General features: G+C 48.3%; 8 protein-coding genes and 1 pseudogene. 5 read left to right on the top strand and 4 right to left on the bottom strand.

The features are described from left to right. Positions 1 to 371: 371 nt before the first annotated feature. A pseudogene (locus tag PHA78_RS12605) lies at positions 372 to 563 on the top strand (KxYKxGKxW signal peptide domain-containing protein); the annotation flags it as partial. 5636 nt (positions 564 to 6199) lie between these two features. Here the strand turns inward: PHA78_RS12605 and PHA78_RS12600 are convergent. Together PHA78_RS12600 and PHA78_RS12595 are read right to left on the bottom strand one after the other, a co-directional pair. Further along, the gene (locus tag PHA78_RS12600; protein WP_443033273.1) at positions 6200 to 12538 is read right to left on the bottom strand and encodes a hypothetical protein; all 6339 of its coding nucleotides are present in this window, start codon (positions 12536 to 12538) and stop codon (positions 6200 to 6202) included. 51 nt (positions 12539 to 12589) lie between these two features. Next, positions 12590 to 12763, bottom strand: coding sequence for a hypothetical protein (locus tag PHA78_RS12595; protein ID WP_153962734.1), 174 nt, complete (start codon positions 12761 to 12763; stop codon positions 12590 to 12592). Here PHA78_RS12595 and PHA78_RS12590 point away from each other — a divergent pair. The 4 genes from PHA78_RS12590 to PHA78_RS08230 all read left to right on the top strand — a co-directional run bounded on the left by PHA78_RS12590 (position 12750) and on the right by PHA78_RS08230 (position 16459). Beyond that, complete coding sequence (locus tag PHA78_RS12590; RefSeq protein WP_431523059.1) at positions 12750 to 12836, top strand: hypothetical protein; 87 nt, start codon at positions 12750 to 12752, stop codon at positions 12834 to 12836. The genes PHA78_RS12595 and PHA78_RS12590 overlap by 14 nt on opposite strands. Positions 12837 to 13068: 232 nt before the next feature. Then, on the top strand, positions 13069 to 14967 hold the full coding sequence (locus PHA78_RS08240) for an ABC-F family ATP-binding cassette domain-containing protein (RefSeq protein WP_272157963.1): 1899 nt from the start codon (positions 13069 to 13071) through the stop codon (positions 14965 to 14967). A 186-nt stretch (positions 14968 to 15153) separates the two neighbouring features. After that, positions 15154 to 15630, top strand: coding sequence for a DUF3955 domain-containing protein (locus tag PHA78_RS08235; protein ID WP_272157962.1), 477 nt, complete (start codon positions 15154 to 15156; stop codon positions 15628 to 15630). A gap of 1 nt (position 15631) precedes the next feature. Continuing rightward, entirely contained in the window at positions 15632 to 16459 is an 828-nt protein-coding gene (locus PHA78_RS08230) for a putative RNA methyltransferase (protein WP_272157961.1), read from the top strand. 39 nt (positions 16460 to 16498) lie between these two features. On the opposite strand, the gene gatD is transcribed toward PHA78_RS08230, so the two are convergent. Beyond that, on the bottom strand, positions 16499 to 17284 hold the full coding sequence (gene gatD, locus PHA78_RS08225; RefSeq protein WP_029175728.1) for a lipid II isoglutaminyl synthase subunit GatD: 786 nt from the start codon (positions 17282 to 17284) through the stop codon (positions 16499 to 16501). Beyond that, on the bottom strand, positions 17284 to 18627 hold the full coding sequence (gene murT / locus PHA78_RS08220; RefSeq protein WP_099780137.1) for a lipid II isoglutaminyl synthase subunit MurT: 1344 nt from the start codon (positions 18625 to 18627) through the stop codon (positions 17284 to 17286). Before murT ends, gatD begins: the two co-directional genes overlap by 1 nt. Positions 18628 to 18766: the final 139 nt, after the last annotated feature.

Genomic DNA, 18766 nt, shown 5'->3' with positions numbered 1-18766 from the left:
CAATTAAGCTAATTTTTAGTTACTTTAGTTATAGTATAGTTATTCAGTATATCTTTTGAATTTTTAGGCTTGCTTCTGCGATAGATGTATACTGTTTTCCTTATTTCTTTATAGGAAGTAAGTCGTTATTCTGCTTGAAATAGACATTAGCATATTTGGTGGGAATTAATATTTTTTAGAAGAAATTCAAGAGGTGTTTTGGCTATAATATTTTTGTAATTGTGTATAAAAACAAGAAAACAAAAAGTTGTTCTTATTGATATAGCTTTTTACTTATGGTAAAATAATAATTGATTTTTATTTCATCCATATATATATATATATATATATATGCACGTGTGAAGAAAAAAGAATATTTCTAGGGAGTTTTCATGAACAAAAAACGATTTAATAAGCATTTTGATGAAATTGGACGTAGAAGTAGGGTCAAAATGCATAAATCGGGTAAGAACTGGGTCCGGACGGTCTTGTCCCAAATCAGTCTTTTACGCGTGATTAGAGGGAAGGGGCAGGCCAAGGTTACTTTGCCGATTATTGAAACAAATGAGGAATTGAGAGGTTCGCGTCTGGCTTACTTACAGGCCTTGTTAGCCTCGGGGGCGGTCATATCTGGGACGACCCTTGCGCCGAATACTTTTGCAGAAGAGCAAGTCGCTGTAGTGGAGCAACAGGTTGATAGCAAGGCAGACACCCTTGTTGATAAAGATATAGTGGTTGTTGAAAGCGTTTTAACAGAAGTGGTTTCGGAAGAAAGTGTTACATCAACTACAGGTTCTGCCACGGCTAGTGAATCGGGAATAGGGAGTGCCAGCACCTCGGGTTCTGTTAGTGCCAGCCAGTCTGCTTCAGTAAGTCTATCTAGCTCAGAGAGTGCTAGTTTGTCTGCTTCTGTTTCTGTATCAACCTCTGCGAGTACCTCCGCTTCGACATCAGCTTCAGAATCTGCTTCAACCAGCGTTTCTATGTCAACTTCTGGCAGCCTAGTAGAGGGAAAGTCAAGTTCGACAGGAGTAGTAGGTTCAGAAAATAGTAGTGAACCATCAGGAAGTAAGGCGACTGAGTCCAGTCTGGTCTCTGTTGAGAATCAGGGCGGACTTTCTCACGTGTCTTCAACTGATTTGCTTGCTCCAACAGGTGCTTTAGCGCAGCCCAATAGTACTATCCTTACTATGGCTACGGCAAGTTCGGAAGTTGCAACAGGGTTATTAGCTACTAGTTTGAACAGCAGTTCGTCTAGCCAGTCTGAGACAGCCGGTCAATCCAATAGTTTGGATTACACAAACTTGGACAATGCCTTGGCGAGTTTGAATGAAGCCCTGTCCTTACCAGAGATAGATGCTTCAACGACAACTACAACTCGTTACCAACGTTACCAAACAGCTTTGCAAAATGCGCAGTCTGCTTTAACTGAGGCAACGGCACTACGAGCTTCCACATCAGCCAGCCAAGAGGAAGTGGACGCAATGAGCCAAAAGGCAGGTCAGGCAGCTATCTCCTTGACCGGGCGTATCAATCAAATCCAAGCAGCTTCCGGTATGTTGCGTGTTGCCGAAGGAACGAGCACGCGAGCAACTGATACGACGCGACCAGTGGTTACTCATCCAAGCGTAGTTTACTTCTTCTACGGTGAAACGACGACGGTGGATCTTGTCCTTGCAACAGTGACAGAGGCATCTGATCCAAGTACTTGGCAAAGATGGGGGGTATCTCGTGCAGACGATACAGGAAATAACGATAACAGCAATAACCTCAATAATGAGCTAGTAGATGCTAATGGTAATGCAGTTAGTCTTAAAGTTCGTCAAAAAGCAGGTACAACCAACCAGTGGGAAATCTACATGCCTGCTGGCTCAATGATTAAACCAAACCTGTTTAATGGAAATAAACTGCAAGCTAATAAAAATGATTTTCTCACTCGCTGGCCATTTGTTGTGGACGGTGCTTGGAATCGTAACTCAGGGCTTAATGCTGATCCAGGTATCAAGCTAACTGCCGTTGCTGTGCCAAGTGACTATGTCAATAAAGCGACAGGTGTCCTAGCGACAACTTCAGAGATTGAAAATGTTGCTAAAAGGTGGGTCGATGAACAAAATCCTTGGGGTGGTGTGGCGACAACCTTGCGTTATCAAGTACAAGGTACACCGCCTGCTGCAAATGTGACGACAGCTGTCCCTGTGTTGGTAACGACTGGGGAAGGCATCAGTACAACAGCAACCGTACTAATCAACTACCCACCAACCATTGAATCGGTGACAGATTACACTGTCTTTGCTGGTACGGCCATTGCAACAACAGATGGCAGCAATAGCATCCGACCAGTAGTGGCGACTGAGAGGGATGCTGTTAATGGGGTTAATAACACAATTGAACAACAGGCCAAAACCATTACAAATGCGAGACTTAGTGGTGATGCAGGACTTTCAGTAAACCCAACGACTGGTGCCCTAAGCGGGACAATCTCGCAAGCAAGTGGTACTGGTTACTTTACTCGAACTATGACCTTTACCGATGGTCTCAATAACAGTTCAACATCTGGCAATTTCAGACTTTACATTATTGATACGGCGGCCTCTACCCTCTCTCGCGCTCATAAGAATAAACCATCCAATCAGGAGGTTATGGATGCGGTAACTGTAAATAAGGGAGATAGCACGACAACTGTGACAAAGAGTGTCATCTCTATCCCAGATTCGACTGGTGTTGCGGAGACCTTATATGCTGTTGTACGAGTAACGACAGCTCAGGGTGTTTATAAAGACGTTCGGGTTCCGATTAACTACAGCGCTAACCAAGCTCCTACAGTGACATCAAGCGCACAAGTTGCAGATAAAAGTCAGTCAACCTATGACTTAGCAACAGGAGTTGTCGTTTTGGATGCCGAAGATGGATCATCACAAGACCGCTTAACCACTTCACCAAAGGTAACCAAGTATGAAGTTCTAGATGATACTGGTAGTGTCGTTCAGACAGTCACGGATATGACAGCTACTAGCATTAATACTTCTACGCTAACACTTGGCAAAACCTACACTGTTCGCGTAACTGGTGCAGATAATGATGGCGCAACTACCACAGGAACTTATACACTGAGAGTTGCCGATACTGGACCTACAACGACTGTTGTTAACAATATGGCTGTTTTCAAGAACACTCCGATTGCATTGACAAATGGGGGAACAAGCATTACACCAGTGACCGCAACAGATCCAAATGGTATTTCAGGTGCTCGTTTGTATATCACCAGATCGAACGGTACGAAAGGTGACCAAGATACAACATCAGGCTTTACAATTGATCAGACAACAGGAGCCTTCTCTGGCACAACAGGAGCAAGTTATCAGGGAAATCCAGGCGTCTATAGTCGGAGCATGGAGTTTACGGATGGTCTGGGAAATGTTTCTGGTCTCACGGATTTTAAACTCTATGTTTATGATGTTACAGCTGGTAGTCTAGAACAAAATTACAAAACAACGCCAACTGCTAACCAAGTTCTTAATCAGGTTACGATTCAAGGGACTTCTAGCGAAAGTATAGGTGTTCGAAAAGAGATTATAGGCTCTATTCCTACGACAAATGGTTCGGCAACCGTACGTGTTACCACAGATCAAGGTGTTTATAAGGACGTTCAGGTTCCAATTACCTACCGAGCTAACCAAGCTCCTACGATTACAGCAGCTAATCGAACGGTAGACAAGGGTGCAGTTGCAACATATGACCTAAGAACAGGAGTAACTGTACGTGATGTTGAGGATGAAGCAAACAACCTTACTCCATCAGTTACAAAAATCGTCCTAAAAGATGCGACAAATACGGTCATAAGTACTATTACAAACACAAGTCAGATGACGATAAATACCAGTACGCTTGACCCAACTAAAACTTACACTGTAGAAGTGACAGGTAGTGATGCGGAAGGCTTGACGGCAACGACTAGCTATACACTAAGTGTTACCGATAGTGCCCCGACCAGAACTGGCATTAGCAATATGGCCATCTTTAAGGGTACAAGTATTCAGACAGAGGATAGGACAAATGCAGTTTATCCCGTTACTGCAACAGATGCGAATGGTTTTTCAAGTGTTCGTCTCTACAGAACGCAAGCGGATGGAACGAGTCGTTTAGAAGAAACGGATTCAGGTTTTATAATCAACCAGTCAACCGGGGCATTTTCAGGAACTGCAAGTTCGACCTTTAACAGGGTTGGTGTGTATTCAAGAAGTTTGATGTTTACGGATTCTTTTGGAAATGCAACACAGCTTCAGAACTTCAAACTCTGGGTGATGGATGCAACGGCTAACACGTCCTTGTTAAACCGTCTTTATAAAAATTACCCGTCTGAACAAGATGTGCTAAATGCCGTTACGGTATCAACGGGTGGAAGCACTATCGGCTACACGAAGACGTTGACAACGGCTATCCCAAAAACAGATGGGACTGCAACGGTTCGTGTCACGACAGACCAAGGGGTCTATAAGGATATCCCAGTCCGAATCACCTACCAAAGCAACCAAAGACCGTCTGTTACGACTGTTAACCAGACGTTGGACAAGGCAGATAAGGCAGCTACCATTGACTTGACAAGGGATGTTGAGGTCATCGACCCAGAAGATGGTTCGTCAAATGCAGGCAAGGCAAACTCGCCATTTATCAGTCAGATTGAAATTACCGATTCAGAAGGCAATCTTCTCTCTACGCTGACGGATAAGGCGGGCATGCAGAACTTTAGCACGGCCAATCTAAATGTGGGCGAGACATACCGCGTAAGAGTAACAGGTAGTGATATCGAAGGGCTAACAAATACCCACGAATACGTTCTGAACGTTGTGGATACGACCCCAACCGTCACTGTTAACTCCGGGTATGAAAACGGTACAGGTGCGGTTTATTATGTGTTTAACAATACCGAGTTAAACAAAGCCCTTGAACCAGTAACGGTTCGTGATGACAAAGGGGTTACCTCTATTACAGTGGATGCAAGTGGCAATGGTAGTACGCATATCCCGCCAACAGGCTTGACCTTTGACATTACTTCAGGAGCTACTGAAAGCACGGTTCGAGTCACAGGGAAACACAATGCTGGAACAGCAAATGGCGCAGGGTTTGTTACACGTGAACTTCATGCCTATGATGCAGACGGACACGTTTCAGAAGCCGTCACACCATTTACACTTCAAATCTTAAATGTATCCGATGTGACCAAAGCAGTTCTTGAGAAACCTTCAGCAACAGAGATTGAAAACTGGGTAAAAGCTACAGCTGTCGGCAGTAGCAGTACAGTTTTGCAGGATGCTGGACTGACCTATGCTGTTGTGGGAACGATTCCAGACACCTCTGGTACTGTCAACGTCAAGGTAACGACTAAACAAGGGATTGAAAAAACAGTTACTGTAACCCTGAATTACCTGACGACTTCTGTTGGTGCCATCACAGTTGATTCAGTAACACCAATTACCGAACAGATGGTGAAAGACCAAGTCACGGTAAGTAACGGAACCGCTACAACAGCAGTTGCCAAAGATGCGCAAGGCAATCCAATCTTAACGGTGACAAGCACGGATCCGACGACCAACACAAAGCGCGGAACGATTCGCGTGACGGTAACAACTACCGATGGATTTAGCAAAGACGTCGAGGTTCCAGTTACTGTAACAAATACGGCACCGACGATTGCAACGCAAGATGCTACGATTACGCGACAACCATCTGGAACATCAACAAGAATTGACTTGAAAGATTACATCACCATTACGGACTCAGAAGATGATAAGAGTGCAACGGATACTTACACAACGGCTATCCAAGTCGTGATTACAAATCCTGCTACAGGATATTCACAGACGATTAAGGCGAAAAATGGTGATTCTTTACCTGTTGATTTGACAAATCTCCCAGCGGGAACTTATACTGTTTCAGTCACAGCTACCGATTCGACTGGAGCGGTAAAAACAGCCACCAGCTCTATCACATTGCAGGAAAATACAGCACCGAATGTAACCGTTTCTGATCAGACTATTGACCGTGGTGGAAAAACAACGATTGACATCTCTACTGGTGTTACAGTTACAGATACAGAAGATGACAGAGATCCAAATGACAGTCTTACAACCACTGTTACTTATACGGTAAAAGATTCAAAAGGTAGTATTGTTTATCAAGGAAGCCAGCCGAATGTCCCAGTAGAGACATTAGTAGCAGGAATCTATACGGTAACTGTAGCAGCGACAGATGCCCACGGTGCTAAGACTGAGAAAACATATACCTTAAAGGTTACTGACAGGAATTCTGAGTCTGCCTCAGTATCAGCCAGCGAGTCAGCCAGCACCTCAGCGTCAACTAGCGCAAGCACGTCAGCGTCAACCAGCGCGAGCACGTCAGCTTCAACGTCAGCAAGCACAAGTGCCTCAACCAGCGCGAGCACGTCAGCGTCAACCAGCGCAAGTACATCCGCATCGACTAGCGCAAGTACAAGTGCCTCAACCAGCGCAAGTACTTCAGCATCGACGTCTGCAAGCACCAGTGCATCAACAAGTGCAAGCACCAGTGCCTCAACGAGTGCAAGTACGTCCGCGTCAACCAGCGCAAGTACAAGTGCTTCAACGTCTGCAAGCACGTCCGCGTCAATGAGTGCAAGTACGTCCGCGTCAACGAGTGCAAGTACGTCAGCCTCAACCAGCGCGAGCACGTCAGCATCGACTAGCGCAAGTACGTCCGCGTCAACGTCTGCAAGCACGTCAGCTTCAACAAGTGCAAGCACTTCCGCATCAACGAGCGCAAGTACGTCTGCTTCAACGTCTGCAAGCACGTCAGCGTCAACCAGCGCAAGTACTTCAGCCTCGACAAGTGCAAGCACAAGTGCCTCAACGTCAGCAAGTACCTCCGCATCAACGAGTGCAAGTACTTCAGCCTCGACAAGTGCAAGCACGTCTGCCTCAACGAGTGCAAGTACTTCCGCATCGACTAGCGCAAGTACATCCGCGTCAACCAGCGCAAGTACAAGTGCTTCAACAAGTGCAAGCACGTCTGCCTCAACGAGCGCAAGTACTTCAGCCTCAACAAGTGCAAGCACTTCCGCATCGACAAGTGCAAGCACGTCAGCATCAACCAGCGCAAGTACGTCCGCATCGACGTCTGCAAGCACGTCAGCTTCAACGAGTGCAAGTACAAGTGCCTCAACCAGCGCGAGCACGTCAGCTTCAACCAGCGCAAGTACGTCTGCTTCAACGTCGGCAAGCACGTCAGCATCAACCAGCGCAAGTACATCCGCGTCAACCAGCGCAAGTACAAGTACCTCAACCAGCGCAAGTACTTCCGCATCAACGAGCGCAAGTACTTCAGCCTCGACAAGTGCAAGCACAAGTGCCTCAACGTCAGCAAGTACCTCAGCATCAACGAGTGCAAGTACTTCAGCCTCGACAAGTGCAAGCACGTCAGCTTCAACAAGTGCAAGTACTTCCGCATCGACTAGCGCAAGTACCTCCGCATCGACGTCTGCAAGCACTTCCGCATCAACAAGTGCAAGTACGTCCGCATCGACTAGCGCAAGTACAAGTGCTTCAACGTCAGCAAGTACGTCAGCATCAACCAGCGCGAGCACGTCCGCGTCAACAAGTGCAAGTACATCCGCGTCAACCAGTGCAAGCACTTCCGCATCGACGTCTGCAAGCACCAGTGCATCAACAAGTGCAAGTACGTCTGCGTCAACGAGCGCAAGTACTTCAGCTTCAACAAGTGCCAGCACGTCTGCATCAACAAGTGCAAGTACATCCGCATCAACGAGCGCAAGTACGTCTGCATCAACAAGTGCCAGCACGTCAGCTTCAACCAGCGCAAGTACAAGTGCTTCAACCAGCGCAAGTACGTCCGCATCGACGTCAGCCAGCACGTCTGCATCAACAAGTGCAAGTACATCCGCATCAACCAGCGCAAGTACGTCTGCATCAACATCGGCAAGCACGTCTGCATCAACAAGTGCAAGCACGTCTGCTTCAACCAGCGCAAGTACAAGTGCTTCAACCAGCGCAAGTACGTCCGCATCGACAAGTGCAAGCACATCCGCATCAACGTCAGCCAGCACGTCCGCATCAACGAGCGCAAGTACGTCTGCATCAACAAGTGCCAGCACGTCAGCTTCAACCAGCGCAAGTACGTCCGCATCGACGTCAGCCAGCACGTCTGCATCAACAAGTGCAAGTACATCCGCGTCAACGAGCGCAAGTACGTCTGCATCAACAAGTGCCAGCACGTCTGCGTCAACCAGCGCAAGTACGTCCGCGTCAACGAGCGCAAGTACATCAGCTTCAACAAGTGCAAGCACGTCCGCATCGACCAGCGCAAGCACGTCCGCTTCAACCAGCGCGAGCACGTCTGCATCAACAAGTGCAAGTACATCCGCATCAACCAGTGCAAGTACGTCTGCATCAACCAGTGCAAGTACGTCTGCATCAACATCGGCAAGCACGTCTGCAAGCACGTCAGCATCAACAAGTGCAAGTACATCCGCATCAACCAGTGCAAGTACTTCCGCATCGACTAGCGCAAGCACATCCGCATCAACGTCCGCATCGACAAGTGCAAGCACATCAGCTTCAACGTCAGCCAGCACGTCAGCTTCAACCAGCGCAAGTACGTCTGCGTCAACCAGCGCAAGTACAAGTGCTTCAACGTCGGCAAGCACGTCTGCGTCAACCAGCGCAAGTACAAGTGCGTCGACCAGCGCGAGCACGTCTGCATCAACGTCGGCAAGTACGTCCGCATCGACTAGCGCCAGCACGTCTGCCTCAACGTCAGCCAGCACGTCCGCATCGACTAGCGCAAGTACGTCCGCGTCAACGAGCGCAAGTACATCAGCTTCAACCAGTGCAAGTACTTCCGCATCGACGTCTGCAAGCACCAGTGCATCAACAAGTGCAAGCACTTCCGCATCAACGAGCGCAAGTACATCAGCTTCAACCAGTGCAAGTACTTCCGCATCGACTAGCGCAAGTACGTCCGCTTCAACAAGTGCAAGTACTTCCGCATCGACTAGTGCAAGTACTTCCGCATCGACTAGCGCAAGTACGTCCGCGTCAACGAGCGCAAGTACATCAGCTTCAACAAGTGCAAGCACGTCCGCTTCAACAAGTGCAAGCACTTCCGCATCAACGAGCGCAAGTACATCAGCTTCAACCAGTGCAAGTACGTCCGCGTCGACGTCAGCAAGTACGTCTGCGTCAACGAGCGCAAGTACTTCGGCTTCAACGTCGGCAAGTACCAGTGCTTCAACATCAGCAAGCACCTCTGCATCAACTAGCGCAAGTACCTCAGCATCGACGTCAGCCAGCACGTCAGCTTCAACTAGCGCAAGCACCAGTGCCTCAACAAGTGCAAGTACCTCAGCTTCAACGTCGGCAAGTACGTCAGCATCGACGTCAGCAAGTACGTCCGCCTCAACAAGTGCAAGCACGTCTGCGTCAACCAGCGCAAGCACGTCTGCGTCAACCAGCGCAAGTACGTCCGCATCGACTAGCGCAAGCACGTCTGCGTCAACCAGCGCAAGTACTTCGGCTTCAACGAGCGCAAGTACGTCCGCCTCAACGTCGGCAAGTACATCCGCCTCAACAAGTGCAAGTACGTCTGCGTCAACAAGCGCAAGTACATCCGCTTCAACGAGCGCAAGTACGTCCGCATCAACCAGCGCAAGTACTTCAGCTTCAACAAGTGCAAGTACAAGTGCATCAACCAGCGCAAGTACAAGTGCGTCGACCAGCGCGAGCACGTCTGCGTCAACGAGCGCAAGTACAAGTGCTTCAACCAGCGCAAGTACCTCTGCGTCAACCAGTGCGTCTACTTCAGCAAGTACCTCAGCATCAACGAGCGCAAGTACGTCCGCCTCAACGAGTGCAAGTACTTCAGCCTCGACAAGCGCAAGCACATCTGCCTCAACGTCAGCAAGTACCTCAGCATCAACGAGCGCAAGTACGTCCGCCTCAACGAGTGCAAGTACGTCCGCGTCAACGTCGGCAAGCACCTCAGCTTCAACAAGTGCAAGCACCAGTGCCTCAACGTCAGCAAGTACCTCAGCATCAACGAGTGCAAGTACTTCAGCCTCGACAAGTGCAAGCACGTCAGCATCGACTAGCGCAAGTACCTCAGCTTCAACGTCCGCATCGACTAGCGCAAGCACAAGTGCATCAACGTCAGCCAGCACGTCAGCATCGACGTCAGCTTCAACAAGTGCAAGCACGTCTGCCTCAACGAGCGCAAGTACGTCCGCATCGACTAGCGCAAGCACGTCAGCTTCAACAAGTGCAAGTACGTCCGCATCGACTAGCGCAAGTACATCAGCTTCAACCAGTGCAAGTACGTCCGCATCGACGTCTGCAAGCACCAGTGCATCAACAAGTGCAAGCACATCCGCATCAACGAGCGCAAGTACCTCAGCTTCAACAAGTGCAAGTACTTCCGCATCGACTAGCGCAAGTACTTCCGCGTCAACGAGCGCAAGTACGTCCGCATCGACGTCAGCCAGCACGTCCGCATCGACGTCTGCAAGCACGTCTGCATCAACAAGTGCAAGTACATCCGCTTCAACCAGCGCAAGTACGTCTGCATCAACATCGGCAAGTACAAGTGCCTCAACGAGCGCAAGTACTTCCGCCTCGACAAGTGCCAGCACGTCTGCCTCAACGAGCGCAAGTACTTCAGCTTCAACAAGTGCAAGCACGTCCGCCTCAACAAGTGCAAGTACATCCGCTTCAACAAGTGCAAGCACTTCCGCATCAACGAGCGCAAGTACTTCAGCTTCAACAAGTGCAAGTACTTCAGCCTCGACAAGTGCAAGCACCAGTGCCTCAACGTCAGCAAGTACCTCAGCATCAACGAGTGCAAGTGCTTCAGCCTCAACGAGCGCAAGTACGTCCGCATCGACGTCTGCAAGCACGTCAGCTTCAACCAGCGCAAGTACATCCGCGTCCACTAGCGCGAGCACGTCAGCGTCAACAAGTGCAAGTACATCCGCATCGACTAGCGCAAGTACAAGTGCCTCAACCAGCGCAAGTACATCCGCATCGACTAGCGCAAGTACATCCGCGTCAACCAGCGCAAGTACAAGTGCTTCAACAAGTGCAAGCACTTCCGCATCAACGAGTGCAAGTACGTCCGCCTCAACAAGTGCAAGCACGTCCGCATCGACAAGTGCAAGCACAAGTGCCTCAACGAGCGCAAGTACTTCCGCTTCAACGTCGGCAAGCACAAGTGCTTCAACGAGTGCAAGTACTTCTGCCTCAACCAGCGCAAGTACAAGTGCTTCAACGTCAGCAAGTACGTCTGCCTCAACCAGCGCGAGCACGTCAGCATCAACCAGCGCAAGTACAAGTGCTTCAACGTCAGCAAGTACGTCCGCGTCCACGTCTGCAAGCACGTCAGCCTCGACGTCTGCAAGCACGTCAGCATCAACGAGTGCAAGTACATCCGCATCGACTAGCGCAAGTACAAGTGCCTCAACCAGCGCAAGTACATCCGCATCGACTAGCGCAAGTACAAGTGCCTCAACCAGCGCAAGTACAAGTGCTTCAACAAGTGCAAGCACGTCCGCCTCAACGAGTGCAAGTACGTCCGCGTCAACGAGTGCAAGTACTTCCGCATCGACTAGCGCAAGCACAAGTGCATCAACGTCAGCCAGCACGTCAGCATCGACAAGCGCAAGCACAAGTGCTTCAACGTCGGCAAGTACCTCCGCTTCAACGAGTGCAAGTACGTCTGTCTCGACAAGTGCAAGTACAAGTGCTTCAACCAGCGCCAGCACGTCTGCCTCGACAAGTGCAAGTACAAGTGCATCAACGTCAGCAAGTACTTCAGCATCAACCAGCGCAAGTACGTCTGCTTCAACAAGTGCAAGTACGTCTGCATCAACAAGTGCAAGCACGTCTGCTTCAACGTCAGCCAGCATGTCCGCCTCAACGTCAGCAAGTACGTCCGCCTCGACAAGTGCAAGTACCTCCGCATCAACGTCAGCCAGCACGTCCGCTTCAACATCGGCAAGTACAAGTGCCTCAACTAGCGCAAGTACAAGTGCTTCAACGTCAGCAAGTACGTCCGCCTCGACTAGTGCAAGTACGTCCGCTTCAACATCGGCAAGTACAAGTGCCTCAACCAGCGCAAGTACGTCCGCCTCGACAAGTGCAAGCACGTCTGCCTCAACGTCGGCAAGTACGTCCGCCTCAACGAGTGCAAGCACGTCTGCATCGACAAGCGCAAGTACCTCCGCTTCAACATCGGCAAGTACAAGTGCTTCAACTAGCGCAAGTACGTCTGCATCGACAAGTGCCAGCACGTCCGCATCAACGTCAGCCAGCATGTCCGCTTCAACCAGCGCAAGTACAAGTGCTTCAACCAGCGCAAGTACGTCTGCCTCGACAAGTGCAAGTACCTCCGCATCAACGTCGGCAAGTACGTCTGCCTCGACAAGTGCAAGCACGTCCGCTTCAACCAGCGCCAGCACGTCTGCATCGACAAGTGCGTCAGAGATTTGGATTGTATCAAATGCTGGTGGTACTTCCATGGAATTACCAAAAATTGATATTCAATCGGTATCTGAATCCATAAGTACCTCTCAATCGTTGTCAGCAAGCATAAGTGTCTCAACTAGCGCAAGTACATCGGCGTCCACATCAGCAAGTATGTCTGCGATGACTTCTGAAGTTGCAAAACCAGTGAATCGGAAGGCAACTAAGCTACCTAATACAGGTGAGACCCAGTCCTCAGTATCAGGATTGTTGAGTGCCACAATGTTAGGAGGAGCCTTTGCACTTATGGCTAAACGTCGTCGTAAGGAGCGAGAAGATGATGATATTTCATAATGGTATTCAGTTTGTAGATAGAACTGAGAGAGTTAACAGAATTCTGTATTGCAGTAGAAAAGCGAACTCTTCGTTAAACTAATTGGGACGTATCAAAAATAGCTCTATAATTCGCTAGTGGTTTCAACCATTGACGACATTATAGAGCTTTTTTGGGTAGAAGGATTGGCTATCTATATTTTTGGTGAATAGCAGGTGTCATGGTTCGGCTAATTTATGGTACAATATTGCTATGATTATTCTAAGTGGAAACAAGATTGAACGCTCATTTGCGGGCGAAGTTTTATTTAACAATATCAACATTCAAGTGGACGAGCGGGATCGGATTGCTCTTGTCGGAAAAAATGGGGCTGGCAAGTCAACTCTTCTTAAAATCCTTGTCGGAGAAGAAGCAGCAACTAGTGGTGAAATTTCTACCAAACGGGATCTATCGCTTTCTTATCTGGCGCAGGACAGTCGATTCCAGTCGGAAAATACCATTTACGATGAGATGCTCCATGTCTTTGACGACCTGCGGATGACGGAGAAACGCCTGCGGTCTATGGAAGAACAAATGGGCAGTCTTTCTGGTAATGAACTCGACCAGCTCATGAAGACCTATGATAGTCTGTCGGAAGAATTTCGTCTGGCAGGTGGTTTTAGCTATGAGGCAGACATCCGTGCTATTTTGAATGGTTTCAAGTTTGACCAGACCATGTGGGACATGAAAATCTCTGCGCTCTCTGGGGGGCAGAATACTCGACTTGCTCTGGCAAAAATGCTGCTTGAAAGCCCAGAACTCTTGGTGTTGGACGAACCTACCAACCACCTGGATATTGACACGATTGCTTGGCTGGAAAACTACCTAGTGCATTACAAGGGAGCCTTGATTATCGTCAGTCACGACCGCTATTTCTTGGACAAGGTAGCGACACTGACACTGGACTTGACCAAGCATTCCTTGGATCGCTATGTGGGCAATTATTCTCAGTTTGTCGAGCTCAAAGAGCAGAAGTTGCAAACGGAATTGCAAAATTATGAGAAGCAACAGAAGGAAATTGCCAAGTTAGAAGACTTTGTTCAGAAAAATATTGTCCGTGCTTCGACCACCAAGCGTGCTCAGGCTAGACGCAAGCAGTTGGAAAAGATGGAGCGACTGGACAAGCCAACAACTGGTCAGAAGTCTGCCAACATGACTTTCCAGTCGGACAAGACTTCTGGCAATATCGTCTTGACAGTGGAAAATGCTGCGGTGGGCTACGATGGAAACATTCTTTCCCAGCCTATTTCTATTGACCAACGCAAGCTGGATACCATTGCCATTGTCGGTCCGAATGGAATCGGAAAAACAACCCTGCTCAAATCCATCATCGGAGCTCTGCCATTTATCAAAGGGGAAGCCAAGCTAGGTGCCAATGTGGAAGTAGGCTACTACGACCAGACCCAGTCGGCCCTGACGCCTTCCAACACCGTCTTGGAGGAGCTCTGGTCAGCCTTTCCGACCACACCTGAAGTGGAAATCCGCAACCGTCTTGGAGCCTTCCTCTTCTCAGGAGATGATGTCAAAAAGTCCGTTTCCATGCTATCTGGTGGGGAAAAGGCCCGCCTGCTCCTTGCCAAGCTCTCCATGGAAAATAACAACTTCCTCATCCTCGACGAGCCGACCAACCATCTGGACATCGACAGCAAGGAGGTTCTGGAAAATGCCCTTATCGACTTTGACGGCACCCTGCTCTTTGTCAGCCACGACCGCTATTTCATCAACCGCGTCGCCACCAAGGTCCTCGAAATCTCGGAAACTGGCTCCACGCTCTACTTGGGCGACTATGACTATTATTTGGAGAAAAAGGCAGAGCAGCAAGCAGAAGCCCAGCCTGACCAGCTAGAAAGTACTAGCCAATCAGCCGGAGCTATGGACTACCAAGCACAAAAGGAAAACCAAAAAGAGCAACGCAAACTAGCCCGCCGCATCGAGCAAATCGAGGCAGAAATCGATAGCATCGAAAACCGCTTAAGCGAGCTCAACCAAGCCATGCTAGAAACCAACGACATCGGTCAGCTAACCGATTACCAGAAAGAAATCGATCAATTGACTGCCCAACAAGAAAACCTCATGGAAGAATGGGAGGAATTATCTGAGCAGATGGGCTAGGTTGACAGCAAGTTGACAAGAGGCTCAAACCCTTGATAGAACAGGCTTGCAAGTCAGTCTTGCGGAGTTAGCAAGACCACCTTTCGCTAAAAAAGTCCAGAGCAAGCCAGTCTTTCTTGGCAAACATCGACCGACAGGCTAAGATGAGTTTAGGACCTGCCAGACAGGTTCCTGAAAGGAGAAGAAATGAACTTTGGACAACAAATCAAAGACTTACGAAAAAAGAAAGGTTTGACCCAAGAGCAGTTTGCCCTCAGACTCAATGTGACCAGGCAGGCTGTTTCCAACTGGGAAAATGACAAAAACCTGCCCGACTTGGAGCTCTTGATTCTCATGTCCTCTGTCTTTTCGATCTCCTTAGATCACCTTATCTTAGGAGGAACTGACATGAACAACATGACAGAAAAACTTGTAAAAGACGGTCGTGAAGGCCGCCGCACCCAGATGCACCTGACCATTACCATTATCGGGAGCTTTCTCATGCTACTCGGCTTCGTCTGCTTTATCATCAAGGCAAACTCAGTCGAGTATATCGATGCCAAGGGCATTCTGCATGAAAATTTTTACCTCATTCCAGTCGGCTACTTGCTGGTCTTTACAGGAGCCATTGCCACGCTCCTATCAGGACTAGCCCTGCACCGCTTTAGAAAAGAATACAAATAAGATGACCAAACACCCACGTTTCCTAAATAGCGACCAATTTTTTGCCTGTCCCCATTGTGGGCAGGCCCTTGGTCTTGACCTCAACAGCCTCCGCTGTCCCAACCGCCACACCTTCGACATCGCCAAGCAGGGCTACGTCAATCTGGCACCCCAGGTCAAGCAGTCCGCCAACTACCACAAGTCTAGCTTTGAAAACCGCCAGGCCTTTTTAGAGGCGGGCTATTACGATCATCTCTACGAGGCTTTGGAGGGGAAAATAGCAGAGCTGGGATTGCGGTCTGTCTTGGACATCGGCTGTGGAGAGGGCTTTTATTCCCGCAAATTAGCCGAGAAAATGGACTTGGACATTCTTGCTTTTGATATTTCCAAGGATTCTATCCTTCTAGCAGCCAAATCTGACAGGACCAAGTCGGTCAAATGGTTTGTCGGTGACTTGACCAAGTTGCCTATTCAAGATAAGACGATTGACGGTATCTTGGACATCTTTTCCCCAGCCAATTATCAGGAGTTTGCCAGAGTGTTAAAAACTGGTGGGGCAATTCTAAAATTAGTCCCAGGCCCCAATCACCTCAAGGAGCTCCGCCATTTAGCCAAAGACCAACTTCGCAAGGAATCCTATGATAACCAGGATATTGTGGACCATTTCAGGTCTTACCTGGGGCAGGTGGAGCAAGTGCTGGTCAGCCGGACTCTGCCGATTACAGCCGCCCATGCTCAAGTCTTGGCAGACATGACGCCCCTCTTTTTCCAAGTGGACCAGTCCAAGCTGGACTTGAGCCAGTTGACGGAGATTACGGTTGAGGCAGTGCTTTTGGTAGGAACTATATAAAAAATGAAACCGCCTCTGGATATCAGAAGCGGTTTTGCTTTATTTCTCAAATTCTGCCTTGCTTTTTACATCGCCGTATTCTTCAGCGACTTCTTTGCTGAGGATGTCAGCGTAGCTAGCAAGTTGGATGTCTTGTCCGTATTTTTTACGGAGGGAAGTTATGACCAAGCGGTAGGCTAGGTTGGCATTGCGGGACAGGATTGGTCCGTGGAAGTAGCTGCCGAAGGTATTTTTATAGTGCATGCCTTCGCCACCGTCTTTCTTATTGTTGCCATTGCCGTAAACGACCTTGCCTAGCGGTTTTTGGTTGTCAGCTAGGAAGGTGCGACCTTGGTGATTTTCGAAACCGTAGTAGGTTTCGTTGAACTCCTCATTGTGAATTTTGATGTCGCCGATATAGCGGTTATTGGTCTGGTTGAGGGTGTAATGGCCCATGATTCCTAGACCGTCAATCTTGCGGCCACCAGCTTCGATGTAATATTGCCCGAGCAATTGGAAGCCACCGCAGATAGCCAGCATGACACCATCGTTTTCGATAAAGTCTGCTAGGCTGTCTTTTTTAGTTGGTAAATCCTTGGCTAAAATAGACTGCTCATAGTCCTGACCACCACCGAAAAAGGCGATGTCGTAGAAATTTTTGTCAAATTCATCTGTCAGCGAAACGATGTCCACCTGAACACGAGCCCCCAGCTTTTCAGCCACATACTTGAGCATGAGGATATTGCCGTTGTCCCCGTAGGTGTTCATCAAATCACCGTAGAGGTGGGCGATGTGGAGATCGTAAGTGTAGTCTTTTTCAGGACTTTTTAATGACGTATAGACCATTATTTCATCTCCTTTCCAACGGCTTGGCGTTGAGCCAGCAGGTCGCGGAATTCGAGCATAGCTGTATAAGTAGCTAAAATATAAGCATGTTGGCTACTCGATTGCTCAATCAAGGCCATGATGTCTTCCAGTTTCGGCGTTTCAGTAATCTGGTTCTCAGGATAGCCAGTCACACGGAGGCGACGGGCGATTTCAGATGAACGAACACCGCCTGCAAAGACTTGTGGAATGTCCATTTGAGTGATTTGTTCAAAGTCAGCGTCCCAAATCCAGCTGGTATCAATTCCGTCAGCGTAGTTGGCATTGAGAAGAACAGATAGGCTAAAATCGTATGGAGCCAGTTTCATCATTTCAATGGCCTGGGTTGCACCGACAGGGTTTTTAATCAAGACCAAGGTACAATCCTTATCACCGAGTTTAAAGGTTTCTTGGCGACCAAAGACTGCCTTGGATTTGTCAAATCCTGCCTTGATTTTTTCAGGAGATACACCGAAAAATTCTGCTACGCTGACAGCTGCTAGGGCATTGTAGATATTGTAAAGCCCACCGATGTTGATTTTGTAGTCCTGTCCGTCAATAGCAAAAGTAGAAGAGGTATTGGTGATGTCTTTTAGTTCGGTCAACTTGTAGTCCAGTTCAGGTCGGCTAAAGCCACAGTTGTTACAGATGTAGCTACCCAAGTTAGCGTAGGTATTGAGCTTGTACTGGATAATCTGGTGGCAATGAGGACAGAGAACGCCTTCGGTATTGTAATGGGCCAGACGTGGCTCATGCTCTTCCGTCGCAAAACCGTAGTATTTTATTGGATTGACGACTTTCGTTGAGTTGAAAAGCGGACTATCTCCATTGGCCAAAATAGTTGCCTGCGGAGCTTTTGCAGCCCCGTCCAAAATCATCTGGTAGGTGGTATAAATCTCACCGTAGCGATCCATCTGGTCACGGAAGATATTGGTGAAGACGATCAAGCTAGGCTTGATAAAGTCGGTCACACGGGCAAGACTTGCTTCGTCGATTTCCAAGACAGCTATTTTTTTACCATTCTTATTTTTCTTAGCTGACAAAAAAGTGGCTGTAATCCCTGTAATCATATTGGCACCGCTGGTGTTGGTCGTAATTTCTCCGAAGGCTTCCTGGAGAATTCCAACTGTTAATGCGGTTGTCAACGTCTTGCCATTTGTTCCGGTAATGACGACAACTTCATAATCCTTAGCCAAACTATCCAAAATATGTTTATCGAATTTGAGGGCAATTTTCCCAGGCAGAGTAGTACCACGTCCTAGTTTTTTCAAAATGAACTGGGAGCTTTTTCCTGCTAGAATACCCAAAGCTGTATTTATTTTCATGGGACTATTTTATCATAAAGGTCACTGATTTTCTAGAATGGAGTGTGTTGGAACGTGATATATTCCTGCAGTAAATCTGTACTATTTTTAACAGGAAGGTCACTATTTTCTAAAGAAAAGGGGAAAATATGGTATAATG

The organism is Streptococcus sp. HN38, assembly GCF_028335765.1.
Taxonomy (GTDB): domain Bacteria; phylum Bacillota; class Bacilli; order Lactobacillales; family Streptococcaceae; genus Streptococcus; species Streptococcus suis_P.
This window is presented reverse-complemented; position numbering and strand designations above follow the sequence as displayed.

What these genes read in the sequence shown, in the direction of transcription:
- PHA78_RS12600 (WP_443033273.1), bottom strand. Translation starts at nt 12,538, where the DNA reads ATGGAAGTACCACCAGCATTTGATACAATCCAAATCTCTGACGCACTT.
- PHA78_RS08240 (WP_272157963.1), top strand. Translation starts at nt 13,069, where the DNA reads ATGATTATTCTAAGTGGAAACAAGATTGAACGCTCATTTGCGGGCGAA.
- PHA78_RS08235 (WP_272157962.1), top strand. Translation starts at nt 15,154, where the DNA reads ATGAACTTTGGACAACAAATCAAAGACTTACGAAAAAAGAAAGGTTTG.
- PHA78_RS08230 (WP_272157961.1), top strand. Translation starts at nt 15,632, where the DNA reads ATGACCAAACACCCACGTTTCCTAAATAGCGACCAATTTTTTGCCTGT.
- gatD (WP_029175728.1), bottom strand. Translation starts at nt 17,284, where the DNA reads ATGGTCTATACGTCATTAAAAAGTCCTGAAAAAGACTACACTTACGAT.
- murT (WP_099780137.1), bottom strand. Translation starts at nt 18,627, where the DNA reads ATGAAAATAAATACAGCTTTGGGTATTCTAGCAGGAAAAAGCTCCCAG.